The organism is Arthrobacter cryoconiti (assembly GCF_020905375.1).
Taxonomy (GTDB): Bacteria; Actinomycetota; Actinomycetes; order Actinomycetales; family Micrococcaceae; genus Specibacter; species Specibacter cryoconiti.
The window spans coordinates 1-15,750 of record NZ_JAJJBU010000029.1; the positions used below are offsets into that span (position 1 = coordinate 1).

Consider the following 15,750-nt stretch of genomic DNA (forward strand, 5'->3'; position numbering starts at 1 on the left):
GCCACAACAGTTACCACCACGCCACCCCACGCACACCCAAAACACCCTAAACACCCAAAAAGCCCCAAATACAGGCCACGCCGCTTTGCTGGTCAAGGGTCAAGGGTCAAGGGTCAAGGGTCAAGGGTCTGTGTCGGGAAACAGCCAAGTTTCTTGCCCGGCAGTCTCGTGGCCGCCGATGGATGGTCCTCGAAGGCGGGCAATATAGCCGACCTGTCGGCACGGCATGGCATGGCGTACGCGTTCAATTCGATACCAGCGTGCTCATGCCGGGTCAATCTTTACCGGGTCAATTCATGCCAGGTGTTCCCAATCCGTGGAGGGAAAAAGACGATTCCTGGCCCTATTGACTGTCGGTTACACGGACTCGAATAGAAGCGAAGTCGGCTGCAGCTTTACTGAGGACAGCCAAATTGGGTTCACCGACCTGCAATGGATCAATCCGTGGACGAAGAGTATATGCACGAAGTACAGACTCGGACAGAACAGCTTTTACTAGTTCCCGATCACCGCCGGTGGCCAGATATTCAAAGGTGTTGGCAGAAAAAACTCGGGAACCATCCTCGGCCGCTTTGAGGATGAGAGTGCTGTTGTTCTTTTTCGGCTGCGCATGCTTACCGCCGCATTTGTGGGCTTGAAGCTTTCCGGATGATGCAACCCCGATGGCATAGCCACCGCGACGCATCAGAACAATTCCCATAGTGCGTTCCTGCGACGCGAGGGAGACTAGCCGATGCAGTAGGTCAGGCCCTTTCCCGGGGCGTCCGTCATCAGGCCATGGCGGTGAGAGCACTGCCAAGGTGCCGTCTTTCATGTTCAGTCTGACGCCGTCGTCCGTGTCAGTGAGAGTGTCACACCCACCATGAGCGGAGCTAAAACGCTCGACCCAGCCGTCGAGCCGGCCGGCGGGTACAAAGGTGAAGCGGGTCGGAGAAGTCACGTCTGTCAGCCTAGCCCGTTAGCCTAGTGGGGTGAGCGACCTTTTTGATAGCGCCTTTAGCGACGACCTCGACGACGACGATGCCGGTGTCACAGTCCACGGCGTGCGTACAGGCAACGGCGAGTCACGTCCGCGCAATCCCCTCGCGGTTCGTATGCGGCCGCGCACTCTGGAGGAGGTAGTTGGTCAACAGCACCTCCTCGGCCCTGGATCCCCGCTGCGTGTGCTCGCGGCGGCAGACTCCTCTGGACCAGCTGGCCCCGCTTCCGTCATGCTGTGGGGGCCTCCTGGCACAGGGAAAACCACTCTGGCACATGTAATTGCACGCGGTCCAGGCCGGAAGTTCGTGGAACTTTCGGCCATTACCGCAGGCGTCAAGGACGTGCGCAGGGTCATGGACCAGGCTCTCATCGACCGCGACCTGCATGGGCGCACCACGATTCTGTTCCTTGATGAGATTCACCGTTTCAACAAAGCCCAGCAAGATGCGCTTTTGCCTGGAGTGGAAAATCGTTGGGTGGTCCTGATCGCGGCAACCACGGAAAATCCGTCATTTTCTGTTGTGTCGCCTCTTCTTTCCCGGTCCATCTTGCTGACCTTGAAGCCTTTAACGGACATTGATATTCACGCTCTTATAGAGCGTGCAATCACCGATCCGCGTGGACTCGATAATGTGGTTAGCCTCACTGATGAGGCCCTTGACCATCTGGTTCGGTTAGCTTCCGGCGATGCGCGCCGGGCGCTCACCACACTTGAAGCTGCTGCTGGTGTGGCCCTATCTCAAAGGCACGAGGGGCATGCCGGCGGGGAAGAGCCCGCAGTTGTCGACCTCGACATCGCAGAACGTGCGATCGACGCCGCCGCCGTGCGCTATGACCGAGCCGGAGATCAGCACTACGACATCATCAGCGCATTCATTAAGTCCATCCGGGGATCCGACGTTGATGCCGCATTGCACTACTTGGCCAGGATGCTAGAGGCTGGCGAAGATACGCGGTTCATTAGTCGGCGGATCATGATTTCCGCAGCAGAAGACGTTGGTATGGCAGATCCCACGGCACTACAAACAGCCGTTGCAGCTGCCCAAGCCGTCGCCCTGATCGGTATGCCTGAGGCGAGGATCATCTTGGCAGAAGCCGTCGTCCACGTGGCGACGGCACCAAAATCAAACGCGGCGTACTTGGGCATCAATGCCGCCATCGCAGATGTCCGTGCTGGACGCGGAACAAGTGTCCCGTTGCCTCTGCGAGATGCCCACTACGCCGGTGCCAGCGGCCTGGGCCATGGGAAGGGTTACATCTATTCTCACGATGAACCGCATTCAATCGCGACTCAGCAGTATGCCCCCGACGACCTTGTTGGAACGAACTACTACAACCCCACCGGTAATGGCGCTGAACGGGACCTCACAGTGCGGGTTGAGAGGCTGCGTTCCATCATCCGTGGCAAAGGCCCCTTGCCGAAGTGACGCCAAACGCCCACCCATCAATCGTCTTTCTTGGGTGCAGAACGACGTGGAACACGTGTTGTGACAGGTGGTAGAGTTGGTGGCGCACTGGCAAGCTCCGGCTCCATGCCCAACACCATGAATCGTCCCGACCTTTGGTCGCGTGATCTTTGACGTGTAGGAACATGCCCGGGTGCTGCAGCGATGGGCCGCAACAGCCCTAACTCTCCGTACCGGAGGCCAGAACACAAGATTGTTGCACATATTGGAAGGACACAAGTGGCTAACAACACACGTGCCCGCCGGCAGGCACGCCTTTCGCGTGCCCTCGGCATTGCTTTGACTCCCAAGGCTGCTAAGTACCTAGAGCGCCGCCCGTATGGCCCCGGTGAGCATGGTCGCGCCCGCAAGAAACAGGACAGCGACTACGCCGTGCGTCTGCGCGAAAAGCAGCGTCTGCGTGCCCAGTACGGCATCCGTGAAGCACAGATGACTCGTGCCTTCGAGGAAGCCAAGCACACCAAGGGCATGACCGGCGAAAACCTGGTGGAGATCTTGGAAACCCGTTTGGATGCTTTGGTTCTGCGTGCCGGCTTCGCCCGCACCACGGCTCAGGCCCGCCAGCTGGTTGTTCACCGTCACATCATGGTTGACGGCGCCCGCGTGGACCGCCCGTCATTCCGCGTTGCTGAGGGTCAGCTGATCCACGTGCACCCGCGCAGCCAGACTATGACCCCGTTGCAGCTTGCTGCTGCTGGTGCTCACCGCGATGTGCTTCCCATGGTTCCGGCCTACTTGGACGTGAAGCTGGAAAGCCTGCAGGCTCGTTTGGTGCGCAAGCCCAAGCGTGTTGAGGTTCCCGTAACCTGTGAAGAGCAGCTGGTCGTCGAATTCTACTCACGCTAAGTCTTTAGCGTTTGTGGGCCGGCTAGTTCCGGTTCGACACCCCAAAGCAGCCCGTGGCACGCGCCGCGGGCTGCTTTTGGTTATGGTATCTAATGGAATACTTGTCTAATCGACTGAAATGAGGCGCTATCCATGAGCGGTGGAGATATAGCGGGATTGATTGCAGCCGGCGTCTTCGCCGTGTTGGTGGCCCTACTAGCAGTTCCAATCTTCAAACTCGGCAAGGTGTTTGACGAAATTCGTGTCACCATCCGTCAGGTCGGTGACGGAACGACCCCACTCATCGATGAAGTGACCAACACTGTGGTCAGCACGAATGCCCAGCTGGGCAAGGTTGATGATATTTCCAACAACATCTCTGATGCGACAGCCAATATTTCGGCATTGTCGTCTCTGCTCGCTGCCACGGTAGGTCAACCGGTCATCAAAGTAGCGGCGTTCTCCTATGGCATCCGTCAAGCTTTTGCTAGCCGAGGCAAGCCCACGCGCGCCCGCCGTAGCCGCTAACCCTCACATTGATGGAGGAAACACACTCATGAAGAAGATCTTTTGGCTTGGTCTGGGTATTACCGTTGGAGTCATTGCCGCCCGCAAAGTTGCTGCCGCCAAGGGAGCGATTGGCCCTGAAGGGCTCAACCGCGCAGTGGGCAAGATGAGCGACGCCGTCCATGACTTCGCGGATGCGCTGCGGGAAAACATGGACCAGCGTGAAGGTGACTTACGCCTGGCACTGGGGTTGGAGTCGGAAAAGCAATCGAGTCCACGTCACTGACGTTAGCCCTTGGCCACCAGTCAGGTTCGCTTTTTGCGCTGTTTGCGTCAGCGTAAATTTAACCATCTAATTCCTTGACCACGCACCACACGGCAGCGCGTTACTGAACTGTTTTCACTATTGAAGGAGCCAACAGGCTAATGAAGTCCCATGAAATTGCTGATCGCTGGATCGAGTTCTTTACTGCTAAGGGTCACGTAGCCGTTCCGTCGGCGTCGCTCATTTCCCAGGACCCTTCACTTCTGTTCACCGTCGCTGGCATGGTCCCCTTCATTCCATACCTGACTGCCCGGGAAGTACCGCCCTACAAGAGGGCCACAAGCGTTCAAAAGTGCATCCGCACGGGCGATATCGACGAGGTGGGAAAGACTGTCCGCCACGGTACTTTCTTCCAGATGTGCGGTAATTTCTCCTTTGGTGACTACTTCAAAGAGAAGGCGATTCCCTTCGCATGGGAACTGCTGACAACTGCCGTGGCCGACGGCGGCTTTGGCCTTCCAGCGGACCGTCTGTGGGTCACGGTATACAAGGAAGACGATGAGGCGCTGGCCATCTGGCGTGATGACGTGGGCGTCCCTGTTGAACGTATTCAGCGAATCGGCAAGGAAGACAACTACTGGTCTACGGGCCAGCCGGGCCCCGCCGGTCCTTGTTCGGAGATTTTCTATGATCGCGGACCGCAGTATGGCGTTGAGGGCGGACCCATCGCTGATGAGACCCGCTACATCGAGATCTGGAATCTGGTCTTCATGCAGTACCAGATCGACAATGTCACCTCTAAGACCGAGTTTGACGTCGTCGGTGAGTTGCCTAATAAGAACATCGACACAGGTCTGGGCCTAGAGCGTCTGGCAATGATCCTGCAGGGCGTGGAAAACATGTATGAGACGGACCAGGTCCGCCCCGTACTGGACAAAGCCGCAGCGCTTGCCGGCAAGACTTACACGTCAACGGAAGACCCAGCGGACCCTCACCACATCGACGATGTTCGTCTGCGCGTCGTAGCCGATCACATCCGCTCGTCATTGATGCTCATTTCGGACGGAGTATCCCCGTCCAATGAGGGACGCGGCTATGTGCTGCGCCGGCTAATCCGCCGCGCCGTGCGATCTATGCGTTTGCTTGGCGTCGAGAGTGCCGTGCTGCCGGAACTGTTGCCGGTCTCGCGTGATGCTATGAAGGGCGCTTACCCAATTGTGGAGAGCGACTTCGCCCGCATCGGACGAATTGCGTACGCAGAGGAACGCGCCTTTCTGCGCACGATTGCCAGCGGCACTGCCCGGCTAGAAGATGCCGTGAAGGAATCCAAGGCGGCCAACACCGGGCTCTCTGGCGCTGAGGCCTTTGCCCTGCACGACACCTACGGTTTCCCGATCGACCTAACCTTAGAAATGGCGGGCGAAGCCGGCTTGTCAGTGGATGAGGCTGGTTTTCGGGCTCTCATGCACGAGCAGCGTGATCGGGCTCGTAAGGATTCCAAATCCAAGAAGGGCGGCCACGCTGATCTCTCGGTATTCAACGAGCTACTAAGCCATGGTCAAACAGTCTTTACCGGCTACACAGAGTTGGAGGGGGAAGGGAAGCTGCGTTCCATTCTCGCCAACGGCGTGCAGGTGTCCCATGCCACCACTGGGGATGAGATTTCCTTCGTCCTTGACCAAACTCCGTTTTATGCTGAGGCTGGCGGACAGGCTGCGGATACGGGTCTCATCACCGGGGATGGTTTCGTCGTAGAAGTTCTTGACGTTCAGCGGCCCATTAAGGGTCTCAGTGTTCACCACGCGATCGTGCGGGAAGGTGAACTGCCGGCGGATGCCGTGGTGCGTGCCGCCGTCGACCGTGAACGCCGTCATGCCGCCGAGCAAGCTCATACCGGCACGCACATTGTGCACGCCGCACTCCACCAAATCCTTGGCCCTGAAGCGTTGCAGCGTGGTTCGTTCAATAAGGCTGGCTATCTACGTTTCGACTTCGCCTGGGGCGAGGGTCTGAGCCAGGCTACCCGCTCCGAAATCGAAGAAGTCGCCAATATCGCCATCCGGAACAATTTCCGTGTCAGCACAACCGTCATGGATTTGGACGCGGCAAAGTCTTTGGGAGCCACGGCACTGTTCGGGGAGAACTACGGAGCGGAGGTGCGGGTCGTGGAGATCGACGGCGCCTGGTCCCGTGAGCTGTGCGGAGGCACACACGTGGAGAGTACTTCACGCATTGGTTCGCTGACGCTGCTCGGCGAGCAGTCCGTGGGCTCCGGTAACCGACGGGTCGAGGCATTCGTAGGAATGGACGCGTTCCGGCATCTAGCAGCCGAGCGCGCCCTCGTAGCGTCCTTGTCGGACATGCTCAAAGTGCCCTCGAACCTACTGGCCGAGCGCGTCGGTGCAACGGTGAACAAACTGAAGGCCGCCGAAAAAGAACTTGACAGGTTGCGCCACGAGCAACTTGCCGCGACAGCGGGAGCATTGCTTGGCAGCGCTGTTGACGCTACCGGTGTGAAAGTCCTGGCCCATGACGCCGGAGAAGTCCGCGGCGCTGATGACTTGCGCGGACTCGGGCTTGATCTGCGCCAACGCCTGGGCTCCGATGCCGCTGTTGTGGCAGTAGCCGGTGCTAGCGATGGCCGCCCCGTCATTCTTATTGCGACAAATGAAGGTGCCCGCGACGCCGGTGTGAAGGCCGGCGCCCTTGTAAAACTGGCCGCTGGAGTACTGGGTGGTGGCGGTGGAGGCAAGCCGGACGTCGCGCAGGGTGGTGGTACGGACGTCTCCGCGATTCCGGCCGCCTTGGCTGCCGTAGTGGCAGCCGTCAGGGACCGCTAGGTCGGGCGTGAAAGGAAAAAATTATCCACACGGAGTGAAGTTGGGAGTTGACGTGGGCATGGTCCGCGTCGGCTTGGCCGCCTGCGACCCAGACGGCATCCTGGCCACGCCTGTGAAGACTCTGACGCGTGATGCCAAACGAAATTCCGATATCCGTCTGGTGGCCAAGGAAGCCGGCACCCGAAATGCAGTTGAGGTCTTTGTAGGCCTTCCGCGCACCCTAAAGGGTGCCGAAAAGGCGTCCGCTGAGATGGCACGGGGATATGCGGCTCTGTTGGTGACTGAACTGGCGCGCGTTGGTCTGGACACCCCCGTGCGGCTCATTGATGAGCGGTTAACGACGGTGAGTGCACACCAGGCGCTGCATGCGGCTGGCCTCGACGGTCGGGAACACCGTAAAGTAGTTGATCAGGCGGCTGCCGTAGGAATCTTGCAGCACGCCTTAGACATGCAAAAAGGAAAGAATGGCATTGTGGGGGAGCTGGTGCCTGCAGACGTTGCGACCGTCCCTGGTGATGGAGCGCATTCCCGAACAGAAGAAGGTTTAGCCATTACCACGGAAGCACTAACGCCCCGCACCCCATGGTCCGCGTCATGAGTGATCTTTTCAACGGCAACGGCTATCCTCCGCATGCAGCCGAAGACCCCGTCGAATCAAGCTCCCTTCACGGAGATGGTCGGCCCCCTTCTGAAGAGTATTTTGAGCAGCCACCCCTTCCCTCTAGACGCACCACTCGTGTCTCCAAAAGGGTCCGTAAACGTCGTCGGACGCTTGCGTTCTTCGTGATTCTTGCCCTGTTTGCGGTTGTGGTGTTCTTCGTGGTTCAGACGGTTAAACCCATGCTGGGCGGTTTTTCAGCTTCCGACTACCCCGGCCCGGGAACTGGCACAGTGGAGTTGGTCGTCCAGGATGGAGCTACCGCACGTTCAGTAGCCGCCGAGTTACGCACCCAGGACATTGTGGCGAGCGAACAGGCCTTCTTGGATGCGCTCAGTGCAGCGAAAGGTGCTGCATCTCTTCAACCTGGAACGTTCAATATGCGCAAGCAGATGAAGGCGACAGACGCCGTTGGCGTCCTATTGGCAGGAGACCCATCCAAGGTTCACTACGCTGCGGTGGCACAGAATCTGCGAATTGGTGAAGTGTTGGAAGTTCTCGCCAAGAGCACCAGCATTCCACTTGCGCAGTTCACCGCACTGGCGAATTCACCAGCACAATTCGGTCTTCCGGTGCAGGCTAAGACACTTGAGGGGTATCTATCCCCAGGTGAGTACCGTTTCGCCGTCGAGCTGGACGCCAAGGGGATTCTGACTCAGATGGTCGAGGGAACCAAGAAGAACCTTGTGAGTGTTGGAGTAAGTGATCCTGCCGAACAGTTCCGGGTTTTGACCATCGCCAGTATTATTGAATTTGAGGGGAACACGGCAAATTACGCCAAGATTTCCGGCGCCATAGAGAACCGCATCAACAACCCCAACGGGGAGACCGGTGGGCGGCTCGAATCGGATGCCACTGTTGCCTATGGGCTGGGGATCAAGTCGTACAATATTTCCGACGCCCAAAAGGCGGACAAAACCAACCCCTACAACACCTTTGCCAACGCCGGGCTGCCAATCGGCCCTATCGGTTCACCTGGCCTTGAGGCCATCCGAGCTGCCGCCCATCCAGAGGCTAACCCTTACTACTTCTGGGTCACAGTCAATCTGAAAACGGGTGAGACGCTGTATGCCACCACCTATGCACAACACCTGCAAAACGTGGCGAAATACACCGCGTGGTGTGCAGCCAACGCTGGGGAATGTAAGTAGTTGGTAATGCGGCGGCACGGTGCAGTAATTGGGTATCCGATCGGACATTCCAAGTCACCGGCGTTGCATAATGCTGCTTATGCGGCGTTGGAATTGGGCTATACGTACACGGCCATTGACGTCCAGAAGTTTGAGCTTGCACCATTTTTGGCACGAGTAAGAACAGAGAGTAATTGGTATGGGCTCTCAGTAACCATGCCATTGAAAAATACAGCTGCTGCGTTAGCCGATGAACTTACGGACGCCGCGAGGGCTCTTGGCGCCGCCAATACTTTGGTCATGACAGACGGCGACGACGGCGCCACCCATGTTTTGGGCGACAACACGGATGTCGCTGGGATTATCAACGCACTGATCCATGCCGGTGTATGTGCGCGGCCACGCGCCGCCGTGCTCGGAGGCGGTGGCACGGCAGCTTCTGCGGTGGCTGCATTTTCAGTTTTGGGGGCTGCCGGAGTCGATGTTTACGTTCGTAGCCCGGAAAAGGCGGTAGCCCTCGAGGACGTGGCACAGAACGTTGGAGTACAACTGCGCTTACTGCGTTTTGACGATGCCGCACAATCATTGGGCGGCTACGACGTCGTCATCTCCACTTTGCCACCGCATGCCGGTGACCCCCTTGCGGAGAAAATGCTGCACAGTCTTGAATCAGTGGCCGGCGCTTGCCTGCTCGATGTTGCCTACGATCCCTGGCCCAGTGCATTGGCCCAGACTTGGGAGCACCAAGGTGGGACGGTGATTCCGGGGATTGAGATGCTTTTGTATCAAGGTGTGGAACAGGCCAAACTGTTTGTAGCTGCCGGTGGTAATGCCGATTGCATGCAGGGGCGCACAGCGGAGATTCTCAATGTGATGTGCGACGCACTTGGTCTAGCCCGGCGTCCCCCGCACGAATAGCACCCGTAGAGCATGGCAGGATGGAGAGTATGTTGCGTTGGTTGACCGCCGGGGAATCACATGGACCGGCCCTAGTTGGAATTATCGAAGGCGTACCGGCCGGAGTTGAGCTCACTAGTGCCCTGGTCCAAGAAGCACTTTCACGGCGCCGACTGGGCTATGGCCGCGGTGCTCGTATGAAGTTCGAGCAGGATGTGGTGACCATTCTGGGCGGTGTGCGCCATGGTCTAACTCAAGGCGGGCCCATCGCCATCCAGGTCGCGAACTCAGAATGGCCCAAGTGGGAACAGATTATGTCTGCGGATCCTGTGGCCGCAGAGGTGCTCGCGAGCCAGGCGCGCAACGCGCCGCTGACACGCCCACGCCCTGGTCATGCAGATTTCACTGGAATGCAAAAATACGGCTTTGACGAAGCTCGCCCCGTCCTAGAGCGGGCGAGCGCACGCGAGACGGCTACTCGTGTAGCCCTCGGTGTTGTGGCCGCACAAATTTTAGCCGCGGTGGGCGTTGAACTTCTAAGCCACACCGTCCAGATCGCCGGTGTTGCATGCCCGGTAGACGCCGCCATCCCGGTTTTCTCCGATGTTGCCGCTTTGGATGCGGACCCTTTGCGGTGTTTTGATCCCACCACCTCGGCCGCCATGGTCGCCGAGGTCGATGCCGCGCATAAGGAGGGCGAGACCCTTGGTGGTGTTGTTGAGGTGCTCGCCTACGGACTGCCGCCAGGACTGGGTAGTTATGTGCACTGGGATCGTCGTTTGGACTCCCGCCTTGCGGGTGCGCTCATGGGCATACAGGCGATTAAGGCCGTAGAGATCGGTGATGGTTTTGCCACTGCCGCTCGTAGAGGCTCAGTTGCCCACGACGAAATTGTCCGTGACGACCGCGGCCGTATCACCCGCACCTCAAATCGTGCTGGGGGCATTGAAGGTGGCATGAGTATTGGAGACGTAGTTCGCGTCCGGGCCGCTATGAAGCCGATCGCAACCGTGCCTCGTGCCTTGGCGACCATCGACATCGCTACGGGCGAGCCTGCCAAAGCACACCATCAGCGTTCGGATGTGTGCGCTGTCCCGGCTGCTGGTGTTGTGGCTGAGGCCATGACAGCATTGGTGTTAGCCGAGGCGCTTATGGAGAAATTCGGCGGGGACTCCATGACTGAGACCAAGCGCAACATGGACAGTTATCTTGCCGCTATCCCGACGAATTTGGACACGCTGGGACACGGATGAGCGCAGGCAAGGATCATGCCAGTAAGGTGAACTTCCATCCGGAGCGGCCCATCGTCATGATTGGCGCAATGGCGGTTGGGAAGTCCGTCATAGGGGCCGAGCTTGCGCGGATGCTTGGCTTGGAGTTCATCGATACTGACCAGCGGATCGTAGCAAAACACGGTCCTATACCGCGTCTGTTTATTGCCCGTGGGGAGCATTATTTTCGGCAGTTGGAGGCGCGCGCCGTAGCATCCGTTTTAGATGTGGCTAAGCCGAAAACGGTGGTGTTGTCCTTGGGCGGGGGCGCAGTACTTGACTCAGGGACACAGCAGTTGCTTGCCGGTGCCACCGTCGTCCACCTAAGGGCCACCGTTGACGCGATCCGGGAGAGAATTGAACGTACCACGGGCCGGCCACTTCTGGCGGTGGACCCCGTGGAAGCGTGGACGCGGCTGGCCACTGCGCGTGCCCCCGTTTATGCCCGCCTGGCTGATATCACTATTGATGTTGACAACTCAAGCGTTCCAGATGTGGTTACAAGACTCATTGACATTCTGGCCGAAGAATCAAAGAAAGAGAACACAGCACCGTGAGCGAACAGAACACAGTCATCAAGGTCACCGGCTCACATCCGGGGGAGAACTACGACGTCGTGGTGGGCCGAGGGATGCTGGCGGGGCTCCCTGCCTTGCTTGGTGAACGGGTTAAACGGGTATTGGTCATCCACCCTCGGGCCCTCCGCCTGACCGGGGATGCTGTGCGGGACGATCTGGCCGCGGCCGGATTCACCTCTTTGACCGCGGAGATTCCTGATGCGGAGGAGGGAAAGCACATTCAGGTTGCATCCTTCTGCTGGCAAGTGCTGGGCCAAAATGACTTCACCCGTTCGGATGCAATTGTCGCCGTCGGTGGTGGAGCGGTGACCGATGTGGCGGGTTTTGTTGCGGCAACATGGTTGCGGGGGGTTAAGGTTATCCACTTACCAACGTCGTTACTGGGCATGGTTGACGCCTCCGTGGGCGGAAAGACAGGCATTAACACGGCTGAAGGCAAAAATATGGTGGGTGCCTTTCATCCACCGGCCGGAGTGCTGGTTGATTTGGACACACTGGATACGCTGCCCAAGAATGAACTTGTCTCCGGTATGGCAGAGGTAGTTAAGTGCGGTTTCATTGCTGACCCGGTCATCCTGGATTTGGTTGAGGCCAATCCGGTCTCGGTGCTAGACCCCCGCTCGGACGTGCTGCGTGAGCTCATTGTCAGATCCATTGATGTCAAAGCCAAAGTTGTTTCGGCGGACCTAAAAGATCATGGACCACGGGAAACCTTGAACTATGGTCACACGCTGGGGCACGCAATCGAGCACGCCGAACGATACGCCTGGCGTCATGGTGCTGCAGTATCTGTGGGCATGATGTTCGCCGCCGAACTGGCCCGGAGTGTGGGACGTCTCAATGACGCCGATGCTGACCGTCACCGCACCATCTTGGACCAGCTCGGGCTTCCACTGACGTACCGTAAGGATCGCTGGCAGGCGTTGCTTGACGGAATGCGCCGGGACAAGAAAACGCGGGGTGATTTACTTCGTTTTATCGTGCTAGACGGAATCGGCCGCCCCGGGGTGCTCGAAGTTCCTGATTCCTCACTGCTCTTTGCCGCCTACCAGGAGATTGCTTCATAAATGGGACTAAAAGATTGGCCCGCTGCAGGATTCCCCGGTACTGCGGTGAATCCAGAAACTTTGCTGCCTGAGGTGGTGGACGAAGAACAGTGCACCGCCGCGTTAGAGGTCACCACTGATGCCGCCGACCACGTATTTGTTCTGCTGGCGCGGGGGCTCACTAGCGAGGCTGCCGAGATGGCCGCAACTGCAAGGCTCGTTGATCCAGAGTCGATTCGACTGCAGGTGCTAGATGCCGAGGTTTTGCGGGCTACCCGGCACTTTGACAGGGCCGAGCGAGTACTGAAAGCCCTGATTTCATCGGTAGCCGGTACACCCGTGGAGGCCTGGATTCATCAGCAGCTTGGCAAAGTCTATTTTTCTAACGACAACTTCGATGCTGCAGCGAGGAGTTTCACGACCGCTTTAGAGCAGCGGGTGGCCTCGGGGGCTGACGCTGCGGCGATCTATTCCTCAACAGTTTCGCTGCAACGGGCACTGGATCTTGCCGAACGTCAGTAAAAGCAAACGCCAGTAGAAGCGGATGCGGTAGTATGGTCAATGGATTTTTGATAACACTTATACGTAAGAGGCAATTGTGGCAACGACTAACGACATTAAGAACGGCACCGTTCTCAAGCTTGAGGGACAACTGTGGAACATCATTGAGTTCCAGCATGTTAAGCCTGGCAAGGGCGGAGCGTTTGTCCGCACCAAGATGCGCAATATCCTGTCCGGCAAGGTTGTCGATAAGACGTTCAATGCAGGCCTGAAGATCGAGACCGCGACGGTCGATCGCTCTGACTACCAGTACTTGTACCAAGACGGTGAAGACTACGTTTTCATGGATACCCACAATTATGACCAACTGACCGTCACTGGTAAGACGGTCGGGGACGCCACCAACTTCATGCTGGAAAACCTCAACGTGACGATTGCTCTGCATGAAGGTAACCCTCTTTACCTTGAATTGCCGCCGTCCGTGCAGTTGCGCATCACCTACACGGAGCCGGGCCTACAAGGTGACCGATCCTCGGCAGGTACTAAGCCCGCCACGGTGGAAACAGGCTATGAAATTCAGGTTCCCTTGTTCGTTGAGAACAACACCCTGGTTAAGGTTGACACTCGAGACGGCAGCTACCTGGGACGTGTCAGCGAGTAGTGGCAAGCAGTCAACCCAACCCCTCAGGTAAGCCGAATTCGGCTCGCAGCAAAGCTCGCCGTCGTGCCTTGGATATTTTATTTGAGTCGGAGCAAAGAAATGTCACCGCATTTTCAGCCCTGACGGCACGGCGTGAGAAGACCGATCAGATCATCAACCCTTACACGGTAGAGCTGGTGGAGGGTGTCACGTCAATGCAGGAAGTCATTGACGAGCACCTCCAGACCTACTCGCAGGGATGGACGCTGGAGAGAATGCCCGCCGTGGACCGCATTATCTTGCGCCTCGGAGCTTGGGAACTGTTGTTCAATGACGACGTCCCGGACGCGGTTGCTGTCAGCGAAGCCGTGGAATTGGCGAAGGTCCTCTCCACGGATGAGTCCCCGCAGTTCGTCAATGGACTGTTGGGTCGTCTTCAGCAGATCAAACCGACCCTCCTCGCGTAGATCGTTCACGGCGAACCGAGTCGATTCAGGAAGACCTTAGTCACTTGAACTGAGCCGCAGTACGTGCATGAAAACGCCTTGTTTTCAGCACGTACTGCGGCTCAGTTGTTTAAACGGGCATATTTATGGGTGGAACTGCTGGGCCTGCCATAGGGCACTTTGGTGCTTTCCGAGGAGTTCGCTGCGCGTGGCCTCAGACTTACGCAGCAGGCTGAGCTCAAGTGACTGCTCCGCAGCAAATCGTTTGGCCCGGGACGTTCCAGGTAATCCATTGGCGTCAACTAACAACCGCTGGCGTGTGAAGGCTAGACGTGTTGCCAGCCTGATGAATTCTTTCATTGTTGCCGCTGCACCGAAGGATTTTGACCATGCCAAGGCACGACGGCGGCCTGCCCCGGAAGCCAGCATCGGTACTTCTTGGGAACTGAACCAGCCCGAGGGTACGTAGTCAGAAAGCCTGCTGCGCGTTAGCTTGGCCTCTGAGCGGCGCAGGAAGATGATACTGAGGATGAACCCAGCGAAAAGAGGAACCTGGAGTACCAGGTACAGCAGGAGGAAGTTACCTCCGATGAACGTCAGGCTATTCCAAAGACCGTGCAAGAGCATCGCCGGGACCAGTCCAAGGACCCAAGCGCACAGCACCATGATGGTTCCGCCGTGACGTGCAGCGTAACCAACACAGGCACCGAGTGCGCCCGTGAACATCACATGCGCAAAGGGGGACATGAGCCCGCGCAGGATGAAAATACCCACCAAGCCGCCAGCGTTCCCGTCACTCTCCGTCAGTGCCTGGCCAAAGTAGAGGATGTTTTCGGTGAAAGCAAAGCCAGCAGCAATGATTCCCGCATACACAACACCGTCGATAGGGCCATCGAATGTGCGCCGCCGTAGGAAAAAAAGTACAAGAACACCAGCACCCTTGCAGAACTCTTCCACGAGTGGCGCCTGCAGTACGGCGCCTACCATGTCTGGATCTGCAGATGAGTTTGAGGCCATCAACACCGGCTGCACCCAGCTACCGACAACCAGCGTGGTCACTACGGCCATACCTGCGCCCCAGCAGAAGCCGAAGAAGAGTGCGGACTTAGGCTCAGGCTCCCAGCGGTCAACCCAGATCAGGGTCAGCACACAGATGGCCAACGGAATCAGCGCTAAAGCGCCGCAGATCAGAAAGACGTTGATACCAATAGCAACGGCGAAGAAGGCCAAGATTCCAAAGGTCAGCAGCGCTATCAGGCACAACAAGATGACATTCGTTACTCGCAGGCCTGTCCCTTTAGACGAGCGATTCCGTGGGGCCTTCGCATTGCTCGTCCAATAATCCGGTGATGGTTGTTGCCAGGGTTGCGTTGTTTGGGGTTGGCCCTGTTGTTGCCAGGGTTGCGTCGCTTGGGGTGCTTGTGTTGCGTGCGGTTGGCTTGGTTGCTGCCAATGCTTGTTTTGCCAGCCACTCGGATCAGTCATGGCTCAAGCCTAAAGGTAGTGTCACCCCTCTCCAAGAACTCCGGATTTCCACAAAGAAGGCGGCTCTCCAAGATCTCCAAATTGGAGGCTGCCGGCAGTGGAGCGCGTCAGAGGCTGAACCGAATTTACGCGCGGCAGAACGCTGACGTTCCTTGTGATAGTTTTGAAAGCGCAAACATCCTTTTAATTCCGTCCTGTGAGGCGGGGAAAGGGG

Annotated in this window: 16 protein-coding genes; 14 read left to right on the plus strand and 2 right to left on the minus strand. The window is 57.8% G+C overall.

What is annotated here, in order from left to right; all coding sequences use genetic code 11:
- Positions 1–343: 343 nt before the first annotated feature.
- Entirely contained in the window at positions 344–940 is a 597-nt protein-coding gene (locus LOH53_RS16950; protein WP_230068369.1) for a Vms1/Ankzf1 family peptidyl-tRNA hydrolase, read from the minus strand.
- Between the two features lie 31 nt (positions 941–971).
- Between LOH53_RS16950 and LOH53_RS13990 the strand changes: the two genes are divergently transcribed.
- The 14 genes from LOH53_RS13990 to nusB all read left to right on the plus strand — a co-directional run bounded on the left by LOH53_RS13990 (position 972) and on the right by nusB (position 14,072).
- Positions 972–2,408 carry a replication-associated recombination protein A gene (locus tag LOH53_RS13990; protein WP_230068370.1) on the plus strand — a complete coding sequence of 479 codons (1,437 nt, stop codon included), beginning with the start codon at positions 972–974 and terminating at the stop codon, positions 2,406–2,408.
- 258 nt (positions 2,409–2,666) lie between these two features.
- Entirely contained in the window at positions 2,667–3,293 is a 627-nt protein-coding gene (rpsD, locus tag LOH53_RS13995; protein ID WP_230068371.1) for a 30S ribosomal protein S4, read from the plus strand.
- Positions 3,294–3,425: 132 nt separating this feature from the next.
- Positions 3,426–3,800: a DUF948 domain-containing protein gene (locus tag LOH53_RS14000; RefSeq protein WP_230068372.1), complete on the plus strand. Its 375-nt coding sequence runs from the start codon at positions 3,426–3,428 to the stop codon at positions 3,798–3,800.
- Between the two features lie 28 nt (positions 3,801–3,828).
- On the plus strand, positions 3,829–4,065 hold the full coding sequence (locus LOH53_RS14005; protein WP_230068373.1) for a hypothetical protein: 237 nt from the start codon (positions 3,829–3,831) through the stop codon (positions 4,063–4,065).
- Positions 4,066–4,205: 140 nt separating this feature from the next.
- Entirely contained in the window at positions 4,206–6,884 is a 2,679-nt protein-coding gene (gene alaS / locus LOH53_RS14010) for an alanine--tRNA ligase (RefSeq protein ID WP_230068374.1), read from the plus strand.
- 34 nt (positions 6,885–6,918) lie between these two features.
- Entirely contained in the window at positions 6,919–7,482 is a 564-nt protein-coding gene (ruvX, locus tag LOH53_RS14015) for a Holliday junction resolvase RuvX (RefSeq protein WP_326832793.1), read from the plus strand.
- Complete coding sequence (gene mltG, locus LOH53_RS14020; RefSeq protein WP_230068375.1) at positions 7,479–8,693, plus strand: endolytic transglycosylase MltG; 1,215 nt, start codon at positions 7,479–7,481, stop codon at positions 8,691–8,693. Before ruvX ends, mltG begins: the two co-directional genes overlap by 4 nt.
- 6 nt (positions 8,694–8,699) lie before the next feature.
- Positions 8,700–9,590 (plus strand): shikimate dehydrogenase, encoded by an 891-nt coding sequence (locus tag LOH53_RS14025; protein WP_230068376.1) that lies wholly within the window; start codon positions 8,700–8,702, stop codon positions 9,588–9,590.
- A 29-nt stretch (positions 9,591–9,619) separates the two neighbouring features.
- Entirely contained in the window at positions 9,620–10,822 is a 1,203-nt protein-coding gene (gene aroC / locus LOH53_RS14030) for a chorismate synthase (protein ID WP_230068427.1), read from the plus strand.
- A complete protein-coding gene (locus LOH53_RS14035) occupies positions 10,819–11,397 on the plus strand; it encodes a shikimate kinase (RefSeq protein ID WP_230068377.1) in 579 nt (192 codons plus the stop codon). Before aroC ends, LOH53_RS14035 begins: the two co-directional genes overlap by 4 nt.
- Positions 11,394–12,485 (plus strand): 3-dehydroquinate synthase, encoded by a 1,092-nt coding sequence (gene aroB / locus LOH53_RS14040; protein ID WP_230068378.1) that lies wholly within the window; start codon positions 11,394–11,396, stop codon positions 12,483–12,485. Before LOH53_RS14035 ends, aroB begins: the two co-directional genes overlap by 4 nt.
- Complete coding sequence (locus tag LOH53_RS14045) at positions 12,486–12,986, plus strand: tetratricopeptide repeat protein (RefSeq protein ID WP_230068379.1); 501 nt, start codon at positions 12,486–12,488, stop codon at positions 12,984–12,986.
- 76 nt (positions 12,987–13,062) lie between these two features.
- On the plus strand, positions 13,063–13,626 hold the full coding sequence (gene efp, locus LOH53_RS14050) for an elongation factor P (RefSeq protein ID WP_230068380.1): 564 nt from the start codon (positions 13,063–13,065) through the stop codon (positions 13,624–13,626).
- Entirely contained in the window at positions 13,626–14,072 is a 447-nt protein-coding gene (gene nusB / locus LOH53_RS14055) for a transcription antitermination factor NusB (RefSeq protein ID WP_230068381.1), read from the plus strand. The genes efp and nusB overlap by 1 nt, the downstream gene beginning before the upstream one ends.
- A 123-nt stretch (positions 14,073–14,195) precedes the next feature.
- Here the strand turns inward: nusB and LOH53_RS14060 are convergent, their stop codons facing one another.
- Positions 14,196–15,536: a PrsW family intramembrane metalloprotease gene (locus LOH53_RS14060; RefSeq protein WP_230068382.1), complete on the minus strand. Its 1,341-nt coding sequence runs from the start codon at positions 15,534–15,536 to the stop codon at positions 14,196–14,198.
- Positions 15,537–15,750: the final 214 nt, after the last annotated feature.